General features: G+C 62.6%; 11 protein-coding genes, 1 tRNA gene and 1 pseudogene. 7 read left to right on the plus strand and 6 right to left on the minus strand.

Translation table 11 applies throughout. From position 1 onward, the window contains the following. Positions 1-118 precede the first annotated feature (118 nt). Complete coding sequence (locus tag QX051_RS01200) at positions 119-1,756, plus strand: isocitrate lyase (RefSeq protein WP_315774706.1); 1,638 nt, start codon at positions 119-121, stop codon at positions 1,754-1,756. Between the two features lie 323 nt (positions 1,757-2,079). Here QX051_RS01200 and QX051_RS01205 read toward each other — a convergent pair whose 3' ends face one another. Both QX051_RS01205 and QX051_RS01210 read right to left on the minus strand, forming a co-directional pair. After that, entirely contained in the window at positions 2,080-2,691 is a 612-nt protein-coding gene (locus QX051_RS01205; RefSeq protein ID WP_315774707.1) for a LysE family translocator, read from the minus strand. 123 nt (positions 2,692-2,814) lie between these two features. Beyond that, entirely contained in the window at positions 2,815-3,021 is a 207-nt protein-coding gene (locus QX051_RS01210) for a hypothetical protein (RefSeq protein ID WP_315774708.1), read from the minus strand. 562 nt (positions 3,022-3,583) lie between these two features. Between QX051_RS01210 and QX051_RS01215 the strand changes: the two genes are divergently transcribed. The 3 genes from QX051_RS01215 (at position 3,584) to QX051_RS01225 (ending at position 7,060) form a co-directional block, all read left to right on the plus strand. After that, positions 3,584-4,747: an IS110 family transposase gene (locus QX051_RS01215; protein WP_315774709.1), complete on the plus strand. Its 1,164-nt coding sequence runs from the start codon at positions 3,584-3,586 to the stop codon at positions 4,745-4,747. Between the two features lie 1,145 nt (positions 4,748-5,892). After that, positions 5,893-6,450, plus strand: coding sequence for a hypothetical protein (locus QX051_RS01220; RefSeq protein ID WP_315774710.1), 558 nt, complete (start codon positions 5,893-5,895; stop codon positions 6,448-6,450). A 121-nt stretch (positions 6,451-6,571) separates the two neighbouring features. Continuing rightward, positions 6,572-7,060 (plus strand): hypothetical protein, encoded by a 489-nt coding sequence (locus QX051_RS01225; protein WP_315774712.1) that lies wholly within the window; start codon positions 6,572-6,574, stop codon positions 7,058-7,060. 83 nt (positions 7,061-7,143) lie between these two features. Here QX051_RS01225 and QX051_RS01230 read toward each other — a convergent pair. Then, positions 7,144-7,281, minus strand: a pseudogene (locus tag QX051_RS01230) (IS256 family transposase); the annotation flags it as partial. A gap of 90 nt (positions 7,282-7,371) precedes the next feature. Here QX051_RS01230 and QX051_RS01235 point away from each other — a divergent pair. The 3 genes from QX051_RS01235 (at position 7,372) to QX051_RS01245 (ending at position 9,289) form a co-directional block, all read left to right on the plus strand. After that, positions 7,372-7,794: a hypothetical protein gene (locus QX051_RS01235; protein WP_315774713.1), complete on the plus strand. Its 423-nt coding sequence runs from the start codon at positions 7,372-7,374 to the stop codon at positions 7,792-7,794. Between the two features lie 239 nt (positions 7,795-8,033). Next, entirely contained in the window at positions 8,034-8,435 is a 402-nt protein-coding gene (locus QX051_RS01240; RefSeq protein WP_315705390.1) for a helix-turn-helix domain-containing protein, read from the plus strand. Then, positions 8,432-9,289 (plus strand): IS3 family transposase, encoded by an 858-nt coding sequence (locus QX051_RS01245; protein WP_315757083.1) that lies wholly within the window; start codon positions 8,432-8,434, stop codon positions 9,287-9,289. Before QX051_RS01240 ends, QX051_RS01245 begins: the two co-directional genes overlap by 4 nt. A gap of 987 nt (positions 9,290-10,276) precedes the next feature. On the opposite strand, the gene QX051_RS01250 is transcribed toward QX051_RS01245, so the two are convergent. From QX051_RS01250 to QX051_RS01260, 3 genes are all read right to left on the minus strand, one after another. Continuing rightward, positions 10,277-11,410 carry a TylF/MycF/NovP-related O-methyltransferase gene (locus QX051_RS01250; protein WP_315774714.1) on the minus strand — a complete coding sequence of 378 codons (1,134 nt, stop codon included), beginning with the start codon at positions 11,408-11,410 and terminating at the stop codon, positions 10,277-10,279. A 462-nt stretch (positions 11,411-11,872) separates the two neighbouring features. Further along, a tRNA-Lys gene (locus QX051_RS01255) sits at positions 11,873-11,948 on the minus strand. 427 nt (positions 11,949-12,375) lie between these two features. Continuing rightward, complete coding sequence (locus QX051_RS01260) at positions 12,376-15,081, minus strand: glycosyltransferase (protein ID WP_315774715.1); 2,706 nt, start codon at positions 15,079-15,081, stop codon at positions 12,376-12,378. Positions 15,082-15,219: the final 138 nt, after the last annotated feature.

Below are 15,219 nucleotides of genomic sequence, written 5' to 3' on the forward strand. Positions count from 1 at the left end.
TTACAGCTATACACGAGATGTTTGTAAAGTGTGACAAGTTTTCCGCGCAATGTCTGGTCCGCCGTCCCAGCGTGCTTACAACAGGTCCCAGGTTGTCCTTAACCAAGGGATCACGGACATGAATTTCCAACCGCGTGGATTGAGCGATCAGGCCATCCAGGGGCCGGCGTCCTATCAGGCCGAAGTCGAGGCGGCGCGTGCGCTGCTCGAGACCCAGCCGACCTGGAACGGCGTCACCGCCGAGGCCGTGGCGCGCATGCGCCTGCAGAACCGCTTCCGGACCGGCCTCGACGTCGCCCGCTACACCGCCGCGGTGATGCGCGCCGACATGGCCGCCTACGATGAGGACAGCACGAAGTACACCCAGTCGCTGGGCTGCTGGCATGGCTTCATCGCGCAGCAGAAGCTGATCTCGATCAAGAAGCATTTCGGCAAGACCGACCGCCGCTACCTCTATCTCTCGGGCTGGATGATCGCGGCGCTGCGCTCCGAGTTCGGCCCGCTGCCGGACCAGTCGATGCACGAGAAGACCTCGGTGCCCGCGCTGATCGAGGAGCTCTACACCTTCCTGCGCCAGGCCGACTCGCGCGAGCTCAATGATCTGTTCCGCACGCTGGACGCAGCCCGCAAGGCCGGCGACAAGGCGAAGGAGACGGAGATCATCGCCAAGATCGACGGCTTCCAGACCCACGTCGTCCCTGTCATCGCCGATATCGACGCCGGCTTCGGCAATGCCGAGGCGACCTATCTGCTCGCCAAGAAGATGATCGAGGCGGGCGCCTGCGCGCTGCAGATCGAGAACCAGGTTTCCGACGAGAAGCAGTGCGGCCATCAGGACGGCAAGGTCACCGTGCCGCATGACGTCTTCCTGGCCAAGATCCGCGCCTGCCGCCACGCCTTCCTGGAGCTCGGCGTCGAGGACGGCATCATCGTCACCCGCACCGACTCGCTCGGCGCCGGCCTGACGCAGCAGATCGCCTTCTCGAGCCAGCCCGGCGATCTCGGCGACCAGTACAACAGCTTCCTCGACTGCGAGGAGGTGACGCCCGAGAACGCCCGCAACGGCGACGTCATCATCAACCGTGACGGCAAGATGCTGCGGCCGAAGCGGCTGCCGTCCAACCTCTACCAGTTCCGTCCCGGCACCGGTGAGGACCGCTGCGTGCTCGACTGCATCACCTCGCTGCAGAACGGCGCCGACCTGTTGTGGATCGAGACCGAGAAGCCGCATATCGAGCAGATCGCGAAGATGGTCGACCGCATCCGCAAGGTGATCCCGAACGCCAAGCTCGCCTACAACAACTCGCCGTCGTTCAACTGGACCCTCAACTTCCGTTGGCAGGTCTATGACGCGATGAAGGAGGCGGGCCAGGACGTCAGCAAGTACAACCGCGCCGAGCTGATGAAGGCGGAGTACGACGACACCCCGCTGGCGAAGGAAGCCGACGAGCGCATCCGCACCTTCCAGGCGGATTCGGCCAAGCGCGCCGGCATCTTCCACCACCTGATCACGCTGCCGACCTACCACACGGCCGCACTCTCGACCGACAACCTCGCCCGCGAGTACTTTGGCGAGCAGGGCATGCTGGGCTACGTCAAGAACGTCCAGCGCGCCGAGATCCGCCAGGGCATCGCCTGCGTCAAGCACCAGAACATGGCCGGCTCCGACATCGGCGACGACCACAAGGAGTACTTTGCTGGCGACAAGGCGCTGAAGGCCGGCGGCGCGCACAACACGATGAACCAGTTCGGCTGATACAGTCCTGCTGAATTGTTGAACTAACACGACCCGTCTGGAGCGGCACCGCTCCGGGCGGGTTTTGTTTTTGCGCAGGCTTTCCAAGGCGCAACTCGATACTCCCATCATAAGCGCGCTACTCGTGGTCAACGTGCAGCGGCGGCCTCGGACCCCCACCCCTCATGGTGAGGAGCGCCGCCCTTGCGGCGCGTCTCGAACCATGAGGCCACAGCGCGGGCCTCGCCCTTCGAGACGCCCGCCTGCGGCGGGCTCCTCAGGGTGAGGAGCGAAGGTCGTATTCCCGTCGCCATGAGCCGTCAGCCCCCCTTGATCGGCCGCCCTCACCGCTCGCTCAGCGCCAGCCGGGCGCCAAGCAAAGCAAAGCCGCCGGCGAAGGCCCGGCGCAGCCACGCCATCACCCGGGGGCGGCTGACGACGCGATCGCGCACCGCTGAGGCGAACAGCCCGTAGACAACGAACACCGTGAACGTCATCACCATGAACGTGGCCGACAGCTCGAGCATGGCGGCGAGCGGATGCACTTCGTCCGCGGCGATGAACTGCGGCAGGAAGGCGAGGAAGAAGATCGACAGCTTGGGATTGAGGATGTTGATCAAAAAGCCGGTCAGCACCACGCGCCCGGCCGAGCGCGCCTCATCTTTGGCTTCGACCGAGAGCGCGCCGCGCTCCCCGAGCGTCTGCCAGGCCATGTACAAGAGATACGCAACGCCACACCACTTCAGCGCGGCAAATGCCAGCGCGCTGGTGTGCAGCACCGCGGCAAGCCCGATGATCGCGGCGAGCATCGCCGGGATGATGCCGAGCGTGCAGCCGAACGCCGCGGCGACGCTCATCCGCGCCCCCTTCGTCAGCGCCACCGCGAGCGTGTAGAGCACGCCGGTGCCGGGCGAGGCCACCACGATCAGCGAGGTCAAGAGGAAGGCGTAGGACATCGGGAAAGCTCCTTGGGCGAGACGAGGCGCATCAGCCCGCAAGGCGCGGCAGCAGCCTCAGCGCGTCGCCGCGCTTGATCTCGGCGGGCTGCTGATCGCTGAACACGGGTGACGGCCACGATGTCAGGGAGCCTTCGCCATTTCAACCGGCTCGGGCGCCCGATGCGGCCGCCGCATTGCCTCGAGGTGAGGACCAGCGGCGTCGGCCTCGCCGCAGCCGGCGAGCATGACCGCGCCGATCGTGAGCCGTGGGCTCGTGCCGCAATGCGACGGCCAGGCGATGATGGCGGCGATGTTGCCGAGGAGGAGAACGGCGAGCAGGACGAGCATGGCCCGCCGTCCTGTTGGTGTGGGTGACGACATCGGGGCTTCCTCACGATACGGTTGACGCGATCGCGGCTGCACCGCGAGGAGCGCCATCGGTTCGATCGCGTGCGGCCACACATGCGAACACACGCCGCGTCGGCGGCGCTTTTGCGCAGGTCTGATGTCGTCATGTAAGATCTTGTTGCTGTTCGTGCGCGCGCTCCCGGCAGCCGGTGATTGAAAGCCACGTGCGTCCGCACCGCGGGGACGCAACGGGCGACTGCGCTCAGTCCCGTCGTAGGACGACCAATCGGCCGGGCCATCTGAACCTCATCACGACGCAGGAGCGGTTGCGGGGCAGGGGACGCGATCAGGCATCGTCGCGACGCGTTTCGCGCCCGAGCTTTGCTCATCGTTCGCCCCCGATCGAACAGAGGGCGCGGGGAATGCCGGGCTGCAGGCCGCAACCCATGGCCCGCCTGCAGAAGAAAAGCAGGCGGCAGTCACCACAGATCCTATGGGGCGGCGGGTGGTCAAGAAGGGTTAGGATTGGATTTCCGAACCATCCGGCCCTCGGAGGATCAAGATGATCAAGCTCGATCGCACTGACACACCCGCCGCGGCGGAGCATGCCACGGTTTACCTCGCGTTTGAACTGAGCAAAGCGAAATGGAAGCTCGGCGTGCTGCTTCCTGGCTCGCAGAAACTGAGCCGGTACACGATCGGCGGCGGTGACTTGGCCGCCTTGGCGGCCCGGCTTGCGGACATGCGCAAGAAGGCTGCGGCTGCCGCGGGCGGCCGGCCGGTGCGCATCCTGTCATGCTACGAAGCAGGCTTGGATGGCCACTGGCTGCACCGATGGCTGAGCGGACAAGGCATCGTCAATCATGAGGTCGACCCTTCCAGCATCGAGGTGAACCGTCGTGCCCGGCGCGCCAAGACCGACCGGATCGATCTGGAGAAGCTGATGCGGGCGTTCCTCGCCCATTTGCGGGGCGAGCCTCGGGTCTGCAGCATCGTCCACGTGCCAAGCGTCGAGGATGAGGATCGCAAGCGCCGTACCCGTGAACGTGATCGCCTGATCCAGGAGTGCACGGCTCACAGCAACCGCATCAAGGGACTGCTGCACGGCCAGGGCATTCGCGACGTCCACCCGCTCGATCGCTCGTTCCTGGAAAGCCTTGCCAGCCTGCGCACTGGCGACGGTCGTCCACTGCCGGTGCGGCTCAAGGAAGAGATCGTGCGCGAACACGAGCGACTGTGCCTGGTGGCACGGCAGCTCAAGGAGCTCGAGGCCAAAAACAAAGCCGAGCTGTGCGCCGCTCGGCCCGGCTCGCCGGAAGCCAGGATCATGCAGCTCATGGATCTCAGGAGCATCGGCCCGGTCGGCGGCCAGAAGTTGGTCAACGAGGTGTTCTATCGCGACTTCGACAACCGTCGTCAGGTCGGCAGCTACTTTGGTCTCACCGGCACGCCCTATGACAGTGGCGAGCGCAGCCGTGAGCAGGGCATCAGCAAAGCCGGCAACCGGCGCGCCCGTGAGCTCGCGGTCGAGCTGGCGTGGCTATGGACCGTTCATCAGCCGGACAGCGCACTGACACGCTGGTTCCGCGAGCGGGTGCGCGACATCAAGGGACGCATCCGGCGAATTGCCATTGTCGCTCTGGCACGCAAGCTGATGGTGGCGCTGTGGCGCTATCTGGTGACCGGCGTTGTTCCCGAAGGCGCCGTGCTGCGTCCAACTTCGTAAACGGCTGCGCGCGCCATGACAGCCGACGTGAGCCAGGACCGACGCGTGACCGTGCTGAACCGGGGGCATAAACCTCCCGCTCTCACAGAGGGGTCCCGTCTTGACTGGGCCTTACCTTCCCCCGTGCATGAAAGATCAGGGTACCGGGCCTCGCGCCCGACCGGATACAAGGTGATGCGGTCGTTCCGCATTGTCGTTCACGGCCCAATCCTCGCATCACGTCCGGCCTGCCATCGCGACACCGCGCGTTGCGGGCGCGCCATGATGGCGCCAAGCTCGGCGCGCTCAAGGCCGCTGACGCGCCGCCTCCGGCGGTGGCCTTCGGCCAGCCTTGACCGCGCCTCTCCTTGGCGCCAAAGACCGCCCCCAACAAACGACGCCCCTCTTGACAACTTACTCCCCATACAAGGTTCAGCCGACATCCGGCATTCCCCGCGCGATGGTCTTCACGCTTATACGCGATCTCCCCGGTGTCCGGCTTGATAGCCACCGTCGCCCTCGGGGATCATCACCCCCAGGACTTGGCGCCAGCTTCGGGGCGCCAGGACCACGCGATTTCACGTCCGCACGGAGTCGTTCGTCCGCGCGCCTCAAGCACGCTGCGACCCGCCTGCGGCCACCGCATCCCGCGCCCAACGTCCGTGACGATCGCGATCCGCCCCTCTCGAGGAGCGCGGGATGGGGACAGTCAATCATGAGTTTCGGAAAAATGGAAGAGAAATATTTTTCAGAAGCGGACTGGACAGGGGTGATCGTGTTGAGCGGCCTGATGAAATAAGTTTGTCCGTGCATCCTCACAGCACATGTTGCTGGAAAGCGCAGCGCCGTCGCGCCATGATCCGGGATGCCCACCGGTCACTGCAACCTGTGCGGGTACCGAGCGCGCCGCCCTGGCATTGATCGCGAGGAAGGTTGTGGCGGGGCAACCGCGTCATGTTGATGACCCTGAATTCCCGCCGCTGGCGATCGTCTGACACATGACCACCGACGTATTTGATGCTGGGGGACGACAGCGACTGTGTCCTGTCCGCAACGTCATCGGTTTTTGATAGTCGCTCTATTCCCCCTAAGGTTGCGGCTATTGTTCCCCAGATCGGCCCCTGCTACCGCTAGTCAACAACAGTAGGGGTGCTGTGGGGGCTCAAATGGACTATTTGCGTTGGATGGCCACCTGGCTGGCCATCCTTGGAGGGGCGTGTCTTGGCGGGTGTGCTGCGCCGCTTGCGGTCAACAATGTGACCGACATCAGGCCGAGCACGGGCAGCCGAGGGATCGACGTCTACGAGCCGAAGCGCCGAACCGACGCAAGCGTGCCCGAGTTCGCGGGTGACCAGCTTGTGGAAGTGCGGACGTTTCACAATCCCGGCCAGGGCGAGGTCGAGATGGCCGGGGCTTCCTGCTCACTGGAAGCCTCCGGTTTCAGCGCAACCATGACGAGCCCCGCGAAGGTGCGCGTGCCGCTCTACCGCGGACAATCGAGCACGCTTGCCGTGACCTGCCAGAAGCCTGGCTATCAAAAGCGGATGATCACGGTCGCGCCGTTCGATGCGACGCGCCAGGCTCGTCTGGCCAGCGGCGTCAATGGCGGGATCCTTGGTGCGGTGATCGTGGCAGGCATCGATGCCGCCGCCGACAACACGAAGAACGACTGGCGTTATCCCGTGGCGAAGGTCGTGTTGGAGGCCGATCCCTCCGGGAGGTGAGGGACGGTTCTTTCGTTATTGGCGGTTACGGCAGTTGCGGTGACGCGCATGAAACTGGCTGCGCGGGAACCCTGCACGGCGCTGTGTGCATCTCCCGCCACGATCGATGGAGCAGGCTTCCGTGCAGATCCTCTCGGACGCATTGGGCTTTGATGTAGGAGAAGCTCGGGAGCTTCTTAGACAAGGTGAAGAGGAAACGGCTGTCTCCTATCTAGAGCAGTTCATAGCAAAGGGCTCTATTTTGGCCATGATCGAGATGGCGGAGTATCTGCAAGACAAGGGAGACAACTCTTCCAGTTTGCACTGGATGGAAAAGGCCGAACGGGCAATCGGACCCGGGGACTTCGATTCGCTTCTCTATCTTTCGGGAGCTCTTCGGCGCGGACTTGGAGCCGGGACTGCCAAGGAGCGCTATTTTCGAGCCTTCGACTTGAAGGAGCGAGTGGCAGAAGCGGGTCATCTGGCGGCCATTCGGGAAATGATAGTAAACTACGCTCATGGCCTAAATGGTGCTGCAAAGGATCCAGAACGGGCTATCTATTGGGTGAGGAAAGCTGCTGCGCTCAATGACGAAAAGGCGAAGCAAATTCTTCGAGACGAAGGGCTCTGATAGCGCGTAACCCGGAAAAGGTCCGTAGGGCGGATCGTGATCCGCCGTGAGCTATCGCCAAATTTTGGTGACGGACGGGCCGGTCAGGCGGCGGCGGTTACGAGCTGACGGTCAGTCGGTTTGGCGATGACCTCGATCCCGTCGTTGAATGTCACACCGAGAACGAGTTTTGGCAACTGGTTGTAGCCATCGAGGCGGCGCCAGCTTTTCTGCGCGCCCTCAGCTGCAACAGGGCTTGTTCGTTGCCGCTGATGTTCTTGTCAGATGCTGTTCCTGTGACATGATCGGTGCGTGGCTGGGAGGATCAGACAATGACACTTGCTGATGCCCAACAATGGGCCAAAGTGGCACCGCTTGCCACGACGTTCATCGCGTTCGTTGGTGTCGCCATCGCGTGGCGGCAGTTCCACCTCAACCGGAAGAACCAACGCGAGACCACGGCCAAAGCTACGTTCCGCGAGTTCTTGAAGCTTTGTGTCCAGCATCCAAAGTTGGCCTATGGAAGGCCGCCCGATCGCGAGACGGAAGAATACGAGTGGTTTGTTGCGAGCTTTCTTTACGCCGCAGAGGAGCTCCTCGAATATGATGGTGAAGAATGGGGCACGAACCTTAGGCTTCATCTCTCGTATCACGCGGAATTCTTGCGAACGGACAAGCGATTCCGGGAAGAGGACTTTCCGGCTTATAGTCCCGCCCTGCAGCAGTTCATCCGGGACAACATCGACGGATTCTGAAAGCGGCATCGTTGGGGGCTCGCGTTGTACGCCAACATCGCTCTGTACCACCGGGCTGAAATACGCCGATCGCAGTCTTGGGCCCTTCGTGAGGGCTATCGACATTCAACTAAAGGCGACGTCATGCGCGGCATCAACGATGAGCACATAATTCGGATCAGGATTACGGTGACAGTGCTGGACTGCACCCCTTAAGTGAGACACGATAATTTCTGTGACAGGCATTTCGAGGATGACCTGTGGCAGCAAGAGGGAAGAACCGTCAGTTTCCGACGGCTTACAAACTGAAGGCGATCAAGCGCGTCGAGCGAGGCGAAGGCGTTCTGCCTGTGGCTCGCGAGCTTGGGATATCTCGCAAGATCCTGCATGACTGGATCAAGGCCTGGAAGGCGCAAGGACCCGAGGGATTGAACCGCAAGCGAGGGCCGAAGCCCGGCCCCCGGAAGCTCAAAGCTACGGCAACCTATGACGACAAGCGGTCTGCGCTGACGCGCGCAAATGCTCGCATCGCCGAACTCGAACGGCTTGTCGGCCGTCAGCAGATGGATCTCGATTTTTTTCGGCAAGCCTTGCGCGCATTGGAGCGGCCGGCAGCGCAAGGCGGACCCGCACCCGCATCATCGAAGTCATCCAAGCCATGACATCGGAGGCAACGGAGTCCCACGCCGACGTGCAACGGCTCTGCGGTCTGGCCGGCCTGCCACGCGCGACCTATTACCGGCATCTCAACAAACGCAGTCGTGAGACTGCCGACTGCGAGCTGCGCGACCAGATCCAACGCATTTGCCTGAAGCATCCGTTCTACGGCTACCGGCGCGTGACGGCCACCATCCGACGTAAAGGCATGGTCGTTAATGCTAAGAAGGTGCTCAGGCTCATGCGCGAGGACAATCTTCTCGCACAGCGCAAGGCGCCATTCCTGAAGCCGCCTGCAGAGCGACCAAGGGACATTGTCGTGGTGCCCAATCTGGTGCGCGGCCTGGTGCCGTCCGCTCCCGATCAGATCTGGGTCGCAGACATCACCTACGTCCATCTCGCCACGACCTTCGCCTACCTCGCGGTCATCCTCGATGCCTTCTCGCGCAAGGCGGTTGGCTGGGCCTTCGAGAACACGCTCAATGCCTCGCTCGCGATTGCAGCATTGAACAAGGCCATCGAGGCCCGCAAGCCGCAACGCAGCAGCCTGATCCACCATTCCGACCGCGGCGTGCAATACGCGTCAATCGCCTATCGCCAAATATTAGCGGATCGCGACATCACGATCAGCATGAGCAGGCCGGGCAACCCCTTCGACAACGCCAAGGCTGAGAGCTTCATGAAGACGCTCAAGGCCGAGGAGGTCAACGGCAAGGCGTTCTCCGACATAAGAGACGCTCGCCGCCGGATCGATAGCTTCATTGCGGATGTCTACAACAAGGAGCGCCTGCACTCGGCGCTCGGCTATCGATCGCCTATTGAGTTCGAAGCCGCGTTCGCGCAAAACAAGGCACGATAGTCGTCGTGGCAATCCCACTGTCACAGAAATTATCGTGTCTCACTTAAGGGGTGCAGTCCAGCACTGTCACCGTATTTACCGTATTTCCGGTCTCCTCATCCGCTGCAGCGGCTCGCCGACCCTTGGCTGTCACGCCCACTCATGCTGGTGCGATGGGGCCCCCAGTCAGGCGGCCACAGCTGCTCCAAAACTTATGGCGAGCAGTAGAAGTATATGTTAGATTGTAATTCTTGCATAAAAAATCTTAAGGTGCAGGCCGGAGGAAGTTGAAATGAAGAATATGGGAAGATTCAATCCTAACTGGAATCCTATTCGAGCGGGTGGCTTATCGCAACACGACGTCGACCATCTCAAACGACAGGGATGGATTGAGGGGACCACAGAAAAAGACGTTGACGAAGCCCCAATTGGCTTCTCTGCGCCGGATATCCCCGGAGGATATACAATGCATAACTTTTCTATCCCGAAGGGAACAAGGTATCTTTACAATCCACAAGATGAAAGGGCGATACTTCGTGAATGTGGCAACCCGACTTGCTGGCGTTACTTGATAAAATCTTGATTTTTGCCATAGCTCGGCAAAGCGGACATTGATTGGCCGTCCTGATCATGCCGCTGCCTGATCTCCCTTGTCGACACCGCGAGCGACAATCTTCAACGCATCATCCGGCAACTGCCGTTGCAGCGCCTTCGATTCATCCCACGGCGCGCGCATCCACACATCGCGCTCCTCATCCGTTGTCAGGGATTACGGTGCCAGTGCACTAAAGTCAGTGACGGAGGGACGTTCAATTTTGTGCACTGTCACAGAAATTATCTGTGTCTCACTTGAGGGGTGCAGTCCAGCGCTGTCACCGTAAGTCTCAACTGAATCGCGACGACTGTTCTTGCCCAATTCATCGAAACGCCCCGGCAATTAAATCAAGGACTGCAACTCTCGATTGTGCCTTGGATTGGCCGAACAAGCCAGTCGGCATGTGGACAACCTTACGCCGTCGTCATCCCAAAAAAACGCTTCACGGTGGCGGTGCGCAAAAATGGAGCTATGAAGCGCCGCTTCCGGCGTACAGCCCCCGACGCCGGTGGCGGCTTGATGATCAGGCCTTGTCCTGTGGGAAGCGCGAGGATAGCGACGCCATGCCGAGCGGCCCAAGCGTCGAACGCACGCTTCTGGGCCTCGTAGCGGACGAAACCATAGTCGTCGAGCAGAACCGGGGCGCCTGGCTGCAGCTTGCTCCAGAAGTGGTCGATGGCCGCGATCTCGGGCGTGACATTGTTCATGTCGATCGACAGATAAGCGACGGCATTGATGTCGACGGTCGACAGGCTCGATGGGACACTGCCACGAATGATTTCGACGTTCTTGTATTCGGAGAAGTTGCGAACGGCATCCTCATAGATGTCGGTCTTGTACATCTCTCTGAAGTAGCCGAGGTTGCCGCTTGCGACCTCCTCATCGGTGACGAGGCGCTCGTCGACACCGGTAAACGTATCAAACAGAAAAAATCGACGTTGGATGTTGTTCCAGTCGAGATAGTGCATGATTGAAGAGCTGAGCATGCCGCGACATACGCCGCATTCGACGAAATCGCCGCCAAGGCTGACGCCGATGCTGGCGCACCAGAGCGCAACGTGCGTCCGCCAGAAATAGCGAGGCTCATAGCCCTCGGCGGCGGCGCCACGTTCGTAGGCGGCGACGAAGCGGGGATCCCGCATGAAGTCATGGTTGTGCACGATCGCGGGATCGGTCCGCAATCCCGCGTAGTCGTATACGGGTGTGTAGAGCCGGGGGCCGGCAACGTCCGGAGTCGAGGGCTCGCTCGTGTTGGTGCCGTCGTTCGCTCCGGCCAGTTGCAGCTTGAGCTTGATGAGCTCGGTCGACATCTCACGAAGCGCCAAACTCTCGCGCTGCAGGTTCTGGAGATAGCTGGCCGATACCGTCTCCGTCGGTTCGCTGGCTTGCGAATCCGTTCGGACTTGATCCTCACCTTCGTTGTCCTGCTCGCTTGCACGTCCATTGCGGGCCGACGAGACCAGCTGATGGAGCGTCGATTGGCGAATGAGTTGGAAGCCGACGCCGTTGAGCAGCCGGTTGATCACGGCGCCATAGCTTGCAGACATGCTGGCTCCACTGGCGCGAACGCCTTGCCAAAAAGGCCTTACCGGAATTCGATAAAAATGACTTGCGATACCTTTGATTGTCGTTCTTAGCACCCTGGTTGCGCAGACTGCAATTCCGACAGACGTGGAGGTGCCGACATGATCGAGCTGACGGGCGAGAGCGGACGCGCGGCGCGTCTGACCGCGTGATTCGGCAGCTTCCTCGTTACATCGCCTGGATGGAAGAGAACATGGAGACGTCCCGCCAGGTTCGTACGAGCATCGTAGCCAAGGAAATGACTGAGGACCCAAAGCCGCGTGAGGATCGAGGGCGTTCGACTCATCGAATATGAAATCGAGTTCCGATCGAGACCCATTCAGGCCGCCGCTTACGGGCGATCCAGGCCACGCATCGTCTTACCGATGTTCCGACGTGGCCAAGGGAGGCGTCTGCCAGGCTGACTATTCGATCGTTCGGGATCTTGGTGAGCGCGCCGGGACTCGAACCCGGGACCCCATGATTAAAAGTCACGTGCTCTACCGGCTGAGCTACGCGCTCGCTTCCAAGAAGCGGTGCGACGGCAGGGCCGTCACTGTCCGGATCGTCGGCAGGTCCCCATCGGAACGCTTGCGGCGTGGCCGTGGTTCACTGCGGCATGAGATCGGGGCGGCAAAAAACCCCGACCTTGGGCCGCATGCTGTCGTGGGCGCTGTGTAGGGGGTGGGTCCGTTCCGGTCAATAGGGCGGGCGGGGGAAACCACGGGAGATCGACGATCGTTTCGGGCGCGGCGATGACGGGGCCGTCGCCCGCCATGAGCCGCCGTGATGAGCCGCCGCCGGCGCTCGACAGAGCGACGGCGACATGCGGGGTCTCACGGGCCCCGTTGCGATGACCCCGGATGTCGCTGCCGCCTGCGCCCTTCGGGGCCCTTGCGTCCGCTCATCCGGGCTACGCGGTGCAGGCTTCGGCAGGCCTCGCTCGGCGCTACGCCTTATCCGCCGCCTTCGTTGCTGCCGCGCTCAGCGGCGCCGGTTGCATCCCGGGCCCCGCCAGCTCGGGCACCCAGACCGGGCGCAGGCCGATCAGCTCGGCGGTGCGGACGGTGGTGTAGCGCCAGAACTCGAAGGAGTTGATGCGCGACATCTCCAGCAGCGCGATGGCGACCGCCGAGAGGAACGGCAGGCTCTCCAGGATCAGGACGGCGGCGAAGATGTAGAGTTCGGTGATGGCAAGCGTGTTGGTCACGATCAGGATGGTGGCGCCGATCAGGAGCAGGGCGCCGATCACGGCCTCCCAGAACGCCTGGAACTCGATCGACATCCGCGACAGGCCGCCCTTGGACGTGCGGGCGAACGCCAGGTGCTCGGTGATCAGGCCCTGCGCCACGGCGCGGCTGACCGTCCACTGCACGCTCATCGCCGCGACCATCGCGCCCAGCATCTGCCACGGCTTCACCGCCACCCGCAGCCGGTAGAGGATCAGGAAGTGGGCGAGCGAGACCACAAAGGCGGCGAGGATCGGGATGGTCAGGATCTTGTCGGGAATGGCGATGCCGGCGAAGGCCACGATCGGCGTCCAGATCAGGTTGAGGATCGCGACCACGACGCCGAGGCTCTCGGCACCGAGCCAGTTGAGCCAGCCGAGCGAGAACTCGCGCTTCTGGTCCGAGGTCAGCCGGCTGCGGCCGGGCAGGAAGCGGCGCCAGTGCTTCTTGACGATCTGGAAGCCGCCATAGGCCCAGCGATGGCGCTGCTTCTTGAACGCCTCATAGGTGTCGGGCAGGAGGCCCTGGCCGTAGCGGGTGTTGGTGTAGTGGGTCTGCCAGCCGAGCTCCTGGATGGCGAGGCCGAGATCGGTGTCCTCGCAGATCGTGTCGCTCGACCAGCCGCCGGCCATGTCCATCGCCGCGCGCCGGATCAGGCACATCGTGCCGTGCACGATGATCGCGTTCTCCTCGTTGCGCTGGACCATGCCGATGTCGAAGAACCCGGCATATTCGCCATTCATGATGTAGTGCATCAGCGACAGATCCTCGTCGCGATGCTCCTGCGGCGCCTGCACCAGGCCGACCGCGGGGTCGGCGAAGGCCGGCACGAGGTCGGAGAGCCAGTCCGGCGTCACGACATAGTCGGCGTCGATGATGCCGATGATCTCGGCGTCGACGGCGGTGCGCTCCATCGCGATGCGCAAGGCGCCGGCCTTGAAGCCCTTGACCTTCTCGGCGTTGATGAACTTGAAGCGCTCGCCGAGCATGCGGCAGTGATCCTGGATCGGCTGCCAGAACGCCGGGTCGGGTGTGTTGTTGATGATGCAGACGACCTCGTAGTTCGGGTAGTCCAGGCGGGCCAGCGCATCCAGCGTCTGCTTCATCATGTCGACCGGCTCGAAATAGGCCGGCACGTGGATCGAGACCTTCGGGCAATAGCCCTCCGGCATGGCGGCGCGGTCGCGCGCGGCCTTGTCGCGGGTCAGCAGACGGCGGGGCTCGCGGCCGAAGGCGATCGCGGCGATCTCCTCGATGCGGGCCATCGCAATGAGGATCAAAGGAACCAGGAGGATCAGGCCGAGGGTCAGTGCGAAGGTCGAGCCCCAGACGAAATAGTGCACGTTCCAATAGGCGAAGACGTTGGAGACCCAGGCACCGACGCCATGTGCCGTGATGGCGAGCATCATCGCCTGCAGCACGGTCGGTTGGCGCAGCCGCACGATCGGCAGCGACAGCAGCACGCCGACCAGCAGCGCGATGGCCGCGAGCTGCCAATAGTCGGGATTCACGATCGGGCCGGTCCAGGCGAATTTCGCCTCGCGCGCGGCATTGAGGACGCCCCAATACGGGCCGACGCCGCCTTCGAAATATTTCCAGGGCTGATCGATGGCCTCGACGATGTTGTATTCCATGCCGATCGAGGCGGCCTGGGCGAGAAAATTGCGCAGCACCTTCGCCTGCCGGAGCGGGCCCGGCACGGCGGGGCCGCGGTTGTCGCCGCTGCGGCTGTAGCCCTGGCTCGGCCAGCCGAACTCGGCGATCATGATGCGCTTGCCGGGGAACTGCTTCTTCAGAAGCTGATAGCGATCCACCGCCTGATCGACGGCCTGGTCGTCGGTGAAGAATTCCCAATAGGGCAGCACGTGCGCGGCGATGAAGTCGACATTGGCCGCGAGCTCGGGGTTGTCGCGCCAGCTGTTCCAGACGTCGCCGGTGGTAACGGGCACGTTGACCGACTTCTTCACGCGCTTGATCTTCTCGATCAGCTCATCGACCTTCTGGGTCGCCGTGAGGATGGTCTCGTTGCCGACCACGATGCCGATGACGTTGCTGTTGCGGCGGGCGAGGGTGATGGCCGACTGGATCTCGCGCTCGTTGCGGTCCGGATCCTTGTCGATCCAGGCGCCGAGCATCACCTTCAGTCCGGCCTCCGCGGCCAGCGGCGGCACGATCTCGAGGCCGCCGGTAGAAGAGTAAAGCCGGATGGCCCGCGTCATCGTGGCGAGCTTCTTCATGTCGGCGCGGATACGTTCCGGCGAGGCCACGGTGTTGGCGCCGGGGGCTCCGGTTCCTTCATGCGGATCGTAGGAAACGCTCTGCAGCAGGCCGGTGAAATTGGGGGCCTCCTGCTTGTCCTGCAGCAGTCCCCAGAGGGCGGCGTGCACAGCGGTGACGAGGAGCAGGACGGCGACGACGGCACGCATTGGAGGGGCAACCATTCCTAGGATCAAGTCAGCGGCGAAGCGGAGCGGTCGATCGCCGTTCCATCTCGGGTATGCGATGCTACCGGGAGCACGTTCACGCGTGACGTTCGACGACGAACGACGAAGGCGGTCATTCTC

The sequence above is a fragment of the Bradyrhizobium sp. SZCCHNR1053 genome, assembly GCF_032381235.1.
Classification (GTDB): Bacteria; Pseudomonadota; Alphaproteobacteria; order Rhizobiales; family Xanthobacteraceae; genus Bradyrhizobium.